Here is a 9,678-nt window from a genome sequence, read left to right as displayed (position 1 = left end):
TGCACCAGATTGCCCGCATCATGAAGGCGTTGATCTTCCAGCGGCTGACAGATCTTTACGGCGATGTTCCGTACAGTCAGGCGGGTGTCGGTTATTATGAAAAAAACTACTTTCCGGTGTATGATAGTCAGCAGGCCATCTATACTGACCTGTTGAAGGAGGTTAGCGAGGCTGTAGCTGCGCTGGATGTCAACGGGGATAAACCTGCAGGAGATGCTTATTATGGTGGAGATATTGCCAAGTGGAAACGTTTTGGCAACAGTGTGATGTTGAGAATGGCCATGCGCCTGAGTAAGGTGGATCCTGCCACGGCACAGCGTTATGCCACTCAGGCTGTTGGGAATACGATGACCGGGAATGACGATAACGCCTTCCTGAAAGGAGATGCTGACGGGGGGAGGCCAACCAACAACAGAAACAGTCAGGTATTACTGGGTGACGGTGGAAATGAGAATTTTTATGTGCGCTGGTCTAAAACCTTTATCGACTACCTGAAAAGTACAAATGACCCAAGACTTGGCGCCATCGCCGTGACGAACCTGTACACCACGGATGTGACCAAAGATCAGAATCCTAATGCAAATGCGAGCCCGGCGGTGCAAAAGGGGATGCCCAATGGTAAGGACCTGAGTACGACTGCCGGTTTGGGGATTAGCCTTGATGCGAGTTATACGACCATGCAGGCTTATTCCTCTCCAAGTCCGGTGATGATCAGGAGAGATGCACCTGCCTTTGTGATGACCTACGCGGAGTCTGAATTTTTACTTGCAGATGCGGCACAAAGGTTTAATATTGGTGGCAGTGCTGCGGCGCATTATAGAGCAGGTCTGGTAAATGCAATCACTTACCTTGGACAATATGGTACATCAGCAGCCATTGATCAAGGTGTGGCAGAAGCTTATGCCAATGCGCATCCCTATGTGGCAGCAAATGGACTGAGTATGATCAACTGGCAGTATTGGGCGCTGACCAATACGATGCTTGATTTCTATGAATCCTGGGCCAACTGGAGAAGGACAGGATACCCTGAGCTGGTCCCGGTAGTTTATCCTGGAAATTCCACCAGCGGCACTATCCCGAGGAGATTTCCATATCCGATTAGTGAGGCTGGATCGAATACGGCTAATTATAACGCTGCGCGCGACCGTGTTCCGGGAGGAGACGTACTTACTTCCAGGGTATGGTGGGATAAGTAGTCCTGTACATTGTCTGGTATGTGTTCGGTCCATGCCCAATGCATGTTCGGTATCTGTTCGCTATAAAACCAGACCAAACAGAGACTAAACAGGGACAAAAGATAGAAATTGTCTCTGTTTGGTCTTTCTTTGCTTCGAGTTTTCTGTCATATTAAACCGGCTTTGCGCCGAACATGTATGGAACATACACCGAACGTGTTGCGGAGCATTGCTGGCTTAAAGCAAGGTTTTTGGTATACTGATGTTCTTGAAATGGATGATAATGAATCACTTATGTAAGTGAGCAGTGGGTGATTAGAGCTGAGAAAAAGCGTGTAAAAAGGAAACGGGAGTAGGTCCTCCGGACTTACCCCCGTTTAAATTAACGCTCTCAAGGACAAATGTAGGAATAGATATTTAATTTGCAAATATTCCGGATAATTTATTCGCAAGCGTGACATTTCCTTTACGAAACGATGACAATCCTACGCGAATGTTGTTTTTTTAAAAAAGTAGTCTGCGCGATTTGGATTAAATCTAAATAATCACAATCTTTGCAAACAATCCATAAGTAATTGATGCAGAAGACAGCAGTATTTAGTCAGGTAAATTTTGTAGAAGTATTTAGTACTAAGCAGGGTGCTGTTTTTCAATCTGATAGCGAGTATTGCTGGTATATTGATTTCGCAGGCAAGCTGGCCCGTTTTGATTATCGCAATCTGTTGAAACTGCGACAAGCGATCAATAATATTGATATTGAGCAGATTTTGCTGAACAGCGGGAAGACTGCTGATGTGGAGATCATCTTTATCTGTGCATGCGACCATTGTTATGTATTGTCCTTATTAGAGGTCATCGCTATGAAGGAACTGTTGTCCGGTACCTTCGTCATGCTGGAGCTCAACCACATCATCCAAGATCGCCTTTTCAGGATAGTTGCCTGATCTAATTAGACTTAGAATCTTTCCATATTGCTTTTAAATGAAGCAATTGTAATTTATTGCCCTATTTTTGTATCAATAAAAAGGAATAAATTATAATTACTATGAAAGATATCATGCGCATTAAGTGTTTACTCTCGTCAGACGTAGAGACACTTTTAAATCAACAAATCAAAAAGGAGGCATTATCTTCTTCGATTTATCTTTCAATGGCTTCATGGTGTAACCGCAATGGTTACGATTTCTCTTCGGATTATTTCTTCAAACAAGCTGAAGAGGAGAGACATCACCAGCTAAAATTCTATAAATATGTACTTGATATGGGTGGGAACGCAATTTCTCCGGAAGTAACCGATATCAAACTAGAATACAACTCTTTCCGTGAAGTTTTTGAAGAGGCACTGGACCAGGAGATCAGTGTAACACAATCTATCAAAAATATCGCTGCGCGTTGCCATAAAGAGCAGGATTACGTGACTTTAGAGTTTCTGAACTGGTTCTTCAAAGAACAACGTGAAGAAGAATATAAAGCTAGACGTGCCCTGGAGCTATTTGAAGTGATTGGTGAAGAAGGTACAGGAAGATGGCAGATCGACAAACATGTTGGTCAGATCAAATACGATAGCGAAGCTTAGGTTGCCCGTCGGTTTTCTGAATAGATTTTACAATAGCACGTGCGGTTCGTACGTGCTATTTTTGTATATTTATAGACAGGGAGATATCAACGTGGGAAAAGACAAGAAGAAATCCAAGCAGGAGAAAAAGGACAAGAAGAAGAAGGATTGCTGTGAGAAGTATCTGCGGGGGAAACGTTGTAAAAATTGTCCCCTTGCGTAATTAAGCTGTACGGGCTTAGCACCTCGTAACTTCGTCGTCATGCGCATGGTAGCAAGGTCTGCACCGTGGCTCATAACTGTCTTTCTCACCCAGCAGTATTTTACGTTCATCCGCAACCGTGCGGTAAGAATATACCGCAGGGGCACCACAGCATACACACACCGCATTTACTTTGGTGACCAGCTCTGCAATGGCCATCAGGGCGGGCACGGGACCAAAAGGTTTTCCCATGAAATCCATATCTAATCCTGCAACAATCACACGGATGCCTTTATTGGCGAGTGTGTTGCATACCTCAGGAAGGTTCTCATCAAAAAACTGGGCTTCATCAATGCCGACAACCTCTACATCGGGTGCGAGCAGCAGGATGGTAGAAGAGTGGTCTACAGGAGTGGACTGGATGGAGTTGAGGTCGTGCGACACCACCGCATTTTCATCATAACGGGTATCCGTTCTGGGTTTAAAGATTTCAACTTTCAGTTTAGCGATCTGAGCCCGCTTTAGTCTTCTCAATAATTCTTCTGTTTTACCTGAAAACATAGAGCCGCAAATTACCTCTATACTGCCGCAAAACTCGCCTCTTCTGTAATTCTGTTCGCTAAATAACATCTGTGATTGTAATCGTTATAGCCCTCTAATATCGAAATTTTGTAGTACTTTTGGGTAGCAAGTTACCAACATAAAACATCAAATCCCCCGTTATTAAGTTATGATGAACCAAGAAGATATATTCAAAAAAATCGGACTGATCTTAAATGAACTTCAGGATCAATATGAATATCTGGCGCAGAACCCACAGCAACTCAATGAACTGGAGCTGGAACTTTTTATGGCCAATGCCCATTTTCTAACAGATCATGTGCAGATTGTACAGAAAATTAATAACACGAAAATACAACAGCAGCTTCCAGAGGCCGGAGCAACAAAGGACCACAATGGAATCGAGGAAACTGCCCCGGCAGTGATTGAGCTTCCTGCGGCAGCGCCAGCGACAACGGCTTCCTTAGGTCTGGAAAATGAAGACAGGGATGTTCAGCAAAATGATGCTGAGTTAACAAAGGGCAAAGTGGATTTAGACCGAGAAGAGTTTTCTTCTGGCATTAAAGCTGAGTCTCTACCTCTAAATGAGGCTGAGTCTCTACCTCTAAATGAGTATGTTGCTGAAGATGATTTTCTGGATGGAGGGCATCATGTTACAGAAAAAGAGGAGGATAATGCAGAGGAGGAAAAGCAGGAGGAGGTAGCTGCTGCAGCAACTGATGATATTCCTTCTTTGTTTGATAAGGAAGTTTTTAAAATAGACAATGAGTCGTCCAGTTTCGAATTTATCCTGAAGGACAGTCATCTTTCCGATAAGTTTGATTTCGAAGAGAAATCTATTGACGACATATTTGATCGCCCATTGAGTAAGGAAGAGGAATTCATCATCGCTCAGAAACAAAAATTACGCGCCCAGCAGGAGCAACGTCGGGTTGAAGCTGATGAGGAAGATGAAATCGGACCGGAGCCTTTCCTGGTCGCCAAAGAAGAGGATGTAATTCCTCCGGCGACCACTACATTGGTGCCGGATCAGCTGGAAAAGAAAGAAATGCCGATGGAGCGTGAAGTGCAGCACATCAGCAACCAGCAACCACCTGAGTTGCAGGAAAAAGCTCCGCAGGAAACGGATGCTGCATCTGGTAATGCAGAGGCCTTTAATGTTACCCCTGTGGCTGCTTCACAGCCGCTCAGTGCAACACAGCCGGAAAAGAAGGATGATGCCAAGCTTACGCTAAATGAGCGTCTTGCAGGGCAGATGGGTGCCAAACCATCAACAGCGAATTCAGGCAGGCAGCCGCTGACGGATCTGAAGCATGGCATCAACATCAATGATAAAATGTTGTATGTGAAAGACCTTTTCAGTGGATACGGACTTGCCTACGCTGAGGTGATTGATCAGCTGAACAAAATGCCTGATTTTAAGTCCGCAGATGCTTTTCTGCAAAATAACTACGCAGTGAAGAACAACTGGGCTGCTAAGCAGGGGACAGTAGATAAGTTTTATGAATTATTGAACCAACGCTTTCCAGCCCAATAGCGCTTTTTTAACATTAAAAATACGCAGATTAGATAAATCCCATCCTGTTGGAGTCCAGCTTCAGAAAGATGAACAGCAGCACCGTGAAGCTCCATAGGGATGACCCTCCGTAGCTGATAAAAGGCAATGGAATGCCAATTACGGGAATGATGCCTATCGTCATGCCGATGTTGATGAATACGTGGAAAAAGATGATGCTGGCCACGGAGTATCCATACACACGTGAGAAGGTAGATCGCTGTCGCTCTGCAAGGTTGATGACCCTAAGGAGCATAAATATGTAAAGAGCGATGACCGTAAAACATCCTGCAAAGCCCCATTCCTCACCAATAGTCGAAAATATAAAGTCGGTGCTCTGTTCCGGCACATATCCGTATTTTGTTTGCGTGCCCTGAAGGAACCCGCGACCGGTAAGCTGTCCTGATCCGATGGCAATCTTCGATTGGTTGACGTTGTAACCTGCGCCTTTAGGATCGGTTTTCAAGCCCAGCATGATCTCAATCCTGGTGCGTTGGTGTGGTTCCAGCACTTTCTCATAAGAAAGTTTGACAAGGAATAAATAGAGAATAGCAATGATGGTAACGGTGATGCTGGAAAACATGATCTTTTGTTTTCGTCTGTTCTGGTAGATGAATATTCCACCAATGGTCAGGATGATTCCAATAAGAATACCCATAGGCACGAGGAAGTCGGCAATGAACAGCACAATCATCCCCAGAAAAATCAATAGAAAATAACCGGAGAGGCCTTCCCGGTATAGGGGGAACATGAATGACAGGAATACCAATGCCGAACCCGTATCCGGCTGGAGCATGATCAGGAATAAAGGGATGACGATGATGATACCGGCAAAAAAGATAGACTTGACATCCCTGAACTTGGGGCCGAAGCTGCTGACATAACGCGCGAGCAGCAATGCAGTGCCGAACTTTGCCAGCTCGGACGGCTGTAGCCTGAAGCTGCCTATAGGAATCCAGGCCTGATTTCCGGCTACCTTTCGTCCGACGACCAGCACGGCCAGGAGGAGGAGCATGGTGACCCCGTAAACTACAGGAGAGAAAACACTGAAGAACTTGGCGTCGAGCAGCAGAATGGAGAAACCCACAATCAGCCCGGTGATGATGAAAACAAGCTGCTTGCCGTAGTTGGTGGCGAAGCTAAATGCTTCCGCCTCCGCTCTAGGGATGGAGGCATAGATATTCACAAAACCAATTGCGCAAAGTGCCACATATATCAGAATGGTTACCCAATCTACGTTAAAGAAAAACCTGCCTCCCTGTTGATTCATTTTGCAGCTGTTGTCGGTTTAAGGTTTGTAACTGTTTTCTTTTTCGGTAATGTTTTCAGTGTGGTATCTGTTTTTGCAGAGTCGGCTGTTTTTGGCTTTGCTCTTACCTTCGGTTTAGGAGGATCCGGAAGGATCTCTTTGTTTTTGATCCATTCCATATTGGCCCTCTTAGAAACTGAAATGCTGTCTTTCAGGTATTTTTCTGTAAGGTAACTGGCGATAGGTGCAGCATAAGCACTACCAAAACCTGCGTTCTCTACAATTACAGCAATGGCAATCTTAGGATTGTCGCGGGGAGCAAAACCGATGAATACCGAGTGGTTCTTGCCACGTGGGTTTTGTACCGTTCCTGTTTTTCCGCACATAAGGATGTTGTCGATAGCCGATCCGCGTGCAGTACCCCATGGGGCATTTACAGCGTCTTGCATACCGTCAATAACTGGTTCAAAGTGCCTGGCATCCACGTCAACATAGTTTTTCTTTACATATTCCTTTTTGATGACTTTCTTCTCACCAATGGCTTTGATGAGATGTGGTTTGACGTAATAACCGCGGTTGGCAATGATGGCCATGATGTTTGCCATCTGGAGCGGCGTTACGTTCATCTCCCCCTGACCGATACCCAGTGAAATGACAGTCGTATAACCCCAGTATTTACCCAGCTTTTTTGTGTATTCATCTGAAGTATAGAGAATCCCTTTACGCTCAAATGGCATGTCAACATCAAGCGGGGCCCCAAGTCCGAACTTACGTACTTTATTTTGCCATACATCGTATGCCAGGTGTTGATTTTTATATTTTCTTTGAGTGATCAGTTTCTGGAAAACGTAACTGGCGTAGGTGTTGCAGGACCTGGCCAGTCCTCTCCTGAGGCTGATGTTCCCATCTACGTGCTCACACTTTAGACGGTGGTTACCGGCCTGATAATAACCCGGGCAATTGAAGGTAGTATTGGGATCAATCACACCTTCCTGAAGACCCAATAATGCATCCAAAGGTTTAAATGCCGATCCCGGGGAGTAGTAGCCCTGTATCGGGCGCACATTAAACACCCTGTTGGGGTTTTTAATGAGGTCCATGTAATTGTTTCCCTGCTGGCGGCCTACCATGAGGTTGGGATCGTAGCCAGGGCTGCTGACGAAGGCGAGGATCTCTCCTGTCGAGGGTTCTATGGCAACGATACTGCCGACCTTATTTTTCATCAGCTGCTCACCGAGTTTCTGTATGCGGAAATCAAGTGAAGAGATGACACTTTCACCCGATTTGGCCAGTGTGTCGTATTTCCCTTCCGCGTAACTGCCCTGAGGAACATTGTGAACATCGTATAACATGTTGACAATCCCTTTTTCACCGCGGAGTTCATTGTTGTATTGTCTTTCTATTCCCGCCTTGCCAATATAATCACCGGGACTGTAATAACCGTTGCTCTCCGCAATATCGGTAGGACTCACCTCTTTGACATATCCGAAAAAGTGACCTGCAGCGCTGTCGGGATAGTAGCGGACGGTCCTGCTTTGTACAAAAAAACCGGGATAGCGACTCAGTTTCTCAGAGAGGGTGGCATAAATCTGTACCGATAGTTGTTTCTCGAAGATGCTGGGTTGGTATCGCGACTGGTTTCTTGCTTTCAGGAAATTCTTTCTGAACTTCTTCATGTCGATGCCGATGATCTGGCACAATGCGGTTGTATCAAACTCCTTCACCTGGTTGGGGATGACCATGAGGTCGTATACCGGTTCATTCTGAACGAGCACCTTCTCATTTCTATCCATGATGATACCTCTGGCAGGGAAAGTATAGATTTTACGGAGCACATTGCTTTCTGCCGAGATGAAGTACTTATCTGTGCCTACCTGGATGTAAAATAGGGTGGCGACCAGGATGAGGCCAACCGCTATAAACAGGCCCTGAATGATGTATTTCCTGTTGAACAGATTGTCCATTAGCGTGCCTTTCTGTTATAAAATAGAAATTCGATTAGTAGGATCAGGAAAAAGGAGAAGGCGGCACTGAGCAGGCAACGGACGATCGTATAGCCGAATTCGGTGAGCCTGAATGTTTCCAGAAAAAAGAGCACCAGGTGATGGGCAATGATGCAAAGCACTGCATAAAAAGAAAACCATTTAAGGCCCATGTTGCCCAGTGTTGGCTCCGGCTCGTCAAAGTTGTCCCTGTTGACCGTTACCGCAATAAAGGAAATCCTGACAAAGGCCAGGGTAACACATGCGGCGGTATGTACGCCCAGGGTATCATAGAATGCATCCAGGGTTAAACCCGTAGCAAAAGCGATGAGGTACAGCAACAGGTTTGGAATGCCAAAAGGAAGCAGCAGTAAAAACAGGATGTAGACAAAGGGAGTTGACAGGCTGTAGAGGCTAAGGTTTCTTAGCAGGATGATCTGAATAAAGAGGAGAATAAACCACCTGAGTATATTGACCAGTACTATTTTACTATTCATTAGGTATTTTTGATTCTAGAGCTTTCTGTTCTTGTGCTAATTTGTCTTTGATGACGTAAACATACTGTAAGGTACTAAAATCATTGAAAAGATCGATTTCGATGGTCATGAAATTATCTCCGGTAGAGATGCCGGTATTGCTGATTCTCCCAACGGGAATGCCTGGAGGAAAAGCCGAGAACCCTGAAGTTACGACGGTGTCTTTCAGTGCAATTTTAAAGTGGTTAGGAACATCTTTGATGTATGCTTTTTTGAAGTCTGAGTTCCTTGCACCCCACACGAGTGAGCCCAGGGCGTTATTCTTCTTCACGTTCACACTGATTTTAGTGTCCTTATGCAGCAGCGACTGTATCGTTGCGAGGTGTTCAGATACATCCCTTACATAACCCACCACACCCTTATCAGGGGAGATGACAGGCATGTCCTTTTCAATTCCATCAGCCTGCCCGCGGTTGATCGTAATGATATTGTTGCGTAGGGTAACTGAGTTTTTGATGACCCTGGCTGCAATATAGGTATACTGGGTTTTGTTGACCGTATCTTTAATGGTGCCCCCTTTGGCGCTGTCGAGCTGCTGCAGTGCGAGCAGGGTAGTTTTCAGTTTTGCATTTTCAACAGAGAGGCTGTCGTTGACGTCACCGAGGTTGATGTATTTCTTGATGATATTCAGGTTGGTATAGGCGTTGCCTACCACCTCATTAGTGGAGTTTACAGCCACACTCCTTTGATAAACATTGTTACTTACGGTAAGGTAGATACCGATGGTAAAGAAGATGATAAAAAAGAAAAATGCGTTATATCTGTTTATGAAAATCCAAAGGTTACGCATACTTTTCGATTTGAGGAGTAAGGTTTTAAGATTTAAAGGATTAAGTCACGGACGGCATTTGTTGCTGCTGTCC

At 45.1% G+C, this 9,678-nt stretch carries 9 protein-coding genes; 4 read left to right on the top strand and 5 right to left on the bottom strand.

Translation table 11 applies throughout. The annotated features are described in order from the left end of the window. From PBAL39_RS23555 to PBAL39_RS23545, 3 genes are all read left to right on the top strand, one after another. The coding region (locus PBAL39_RS23555; protein WP_008246492.1) for a SusD/RagB family nutrient-binding outer membrane lipoprotein at positions 1 to 1,196 on the top strand (1,196 nt) is incomplete at its 5' end. A gap of 557 nt (positions 1,197 to 1,753) precedes the next feature. Continuing rightward, entirely contained in the window at positions 1,754 to 2,119 is a 366-nt protein-coding gene (locus PBAL39_RS23550; RefSeq protein ID WP_008246490.1) for a hypothetical protein, read from the top strand. Positions 2,120 to 2,220: 101 nt separating this feature from the next. Then, positions 2,221 to 2,751, top strand: a complete 531-nt coding sequence (locus PBAL39_RS23545) for a ferritin (protein WP_008246489.1) — start codon at positions 2,221 to 2,223, stop codon at positions 2,749 to 2,751. A gap of 217 nt (positions 2,752 to 2,968) precedes the next feature. Here PBAL39_RS23545 and PBAL39_RS23540 read toward each other — a convergent pair whose 3' ends face one another. Beyond that, the gene (locus PBAL39_RS23540) at positions 2,969 to 3,562 is read right to left on the bottom strand and encodes a thymidine kinase (RefSeq protein ID WP_039867594.1); all 594 of its coding nucleotides are present in this window, start codon (positions 3,560 to 3,562) and stop codon (positions 2,969 to 2,971) included. 100 nt (positions 3,563 to 3,662) lie between these two features. On the opposite strand from PBAL39_RS23540, the gene PBAL39_RS24935 reads away from it, so the two are divergent. After that, positions 3,663 to 5,030: a hypothetical protein gene (locus PBAL39_RS24935; RefSeq protein WP_008246487.1), complete on the top strand. Its 1,368-nt coding sequence runs from the start codon at positions 3,663 to 3,665 to the stop codon at positions 5,028 to 5,030. 28 nt (positions 5,031 to 5,058) lie between these two features. On the opposite strand, the gene rodA is transcribed toward PBAL39_RS24935, so the two are convergent. Genes rodA through mreC form a run of 4 tightly spaced genes read right to left on the bottom strand, consistent with a single transcriptional unit; the run spans position 5,059 to position 9,605 of the window. Beyond that, positions 5,059 to 6,318, bottom strand: coding sequence for a rod shape-determining protein RodA (rodA, locus tag PBAL39_RS23530; RefSeq protein ID WP_008246486.1), 1,260 nt, complete (start codon positions 6,316 to 6,318; stop codon positions 5,059 to 5,061). Then, a complete protein-coding gene (mrdA, locus tag PBAL39_RS23525; protein ID WP_008246485.1) occupies positions 6,315 to 8,261 on the bottom strand; it encodes a penicillin-binding protein 2 in 1,947 nt (648 codons plus the stop codon). Before mrdA ends, rodA begins: the two co-directional genes overlap by 4 nt. After that, complete coding sequence (locus PBAL39_RS23520; protein ID WP_008246484.1) at positions 8,261 to 8,776, bottom strand: hypothetical protein; 516 nt, start codon at positions 8,774 to 8,776, stop codon at positions 8,261 to 8,263. The genes mrdA and PBAL39_RS23520 overlap by 1 nt, the downstream gene beginning before the upstream one ends. After that, positions 8,769 to 9,605 (bottom strand): rod shape-determining protein MreC, encoded by an 837-nt coding sequence (gene mreC / locus PBAL39_RS23515; protein ID WP_008246483.1) that lies wholly within the window; start codon positions 9,603 to 9,605, stop codon positions 8,769 to 8,771. The genes PBAL39_RS23520 and mreC overlap by 8 nt, the downstream gene beginning before the upstream one ends. Positions 9,606 to 9,678: the final 73 nt, after the last annotated feature.

Origin of the sequence: Pedobacter sp. BAL39 (assembly GCF_000170795.1) — a bacterium.
GTDB lineage: Bacteria > Bacteroidota > Bacteroidia > Sphingobacteriales > Sphingobacteriaceae > Pedobacter.
Note: the sequence above shows the minus strand (reverse complement) of the source record. Positions and strands in the feature narration are given on the sequence as shown.

Coding starts and splice junctions, on each gene's coding strand:
- PBAL39_RS23550 (WP_008246490.1), top strand. CDS start 1,754: ATGCAGAAGACAGCAGTATTTAGTCAGGTAAATTTTGTAGAAGTATTT.
- PBAL39_RS23520 (WP_008246484.1), bottom strand. CDS start 8,776: ATGAATAGTAAAATAGTACTGGTCAATATACTCAGGTGGTTTATTCTC.
- rodA (WP_008246486.1), bottom strand. CDS start 6,318: ATGAATCAACAGGGAGGCAGGTTTTTCTTTAACGTAGATTGGGTAACC.
- PBAL39_RS23540 (WP_039867594.1), bottom strand. CDS start 3,562: ATGTTATTTAGCGAACAGAATTACAGAAGAGGCGAGTTTTGCGGCAGT.
- PBAL39_RS23545 (WP_008246489.1), top strand. CDS start 2,221: ATGAAAGATATCATGCGCATTAAGTGTTTACTCTCGTCAGACGTAGAG.
- mreC (WP_008246483.1), bottom strand. CDS start 9,605: ATGCGTAACCTTTGGATTTTCATAAACAGATATAACGCATTTTTCTTT.
- PBAL39_RS24935 (WP_008246487.1), top strand. CDS start 3,663: ATGATGAACCAAGAAGATATATTCAAAAAAATCGGACTGATCTTAAAT.
- mrdA (WP_008246485.1), bottom strand. CDS start 8,261: ATGGACAATCTGTTCAACAGGAAATACATCATTCAGGGCCTGTTTATA.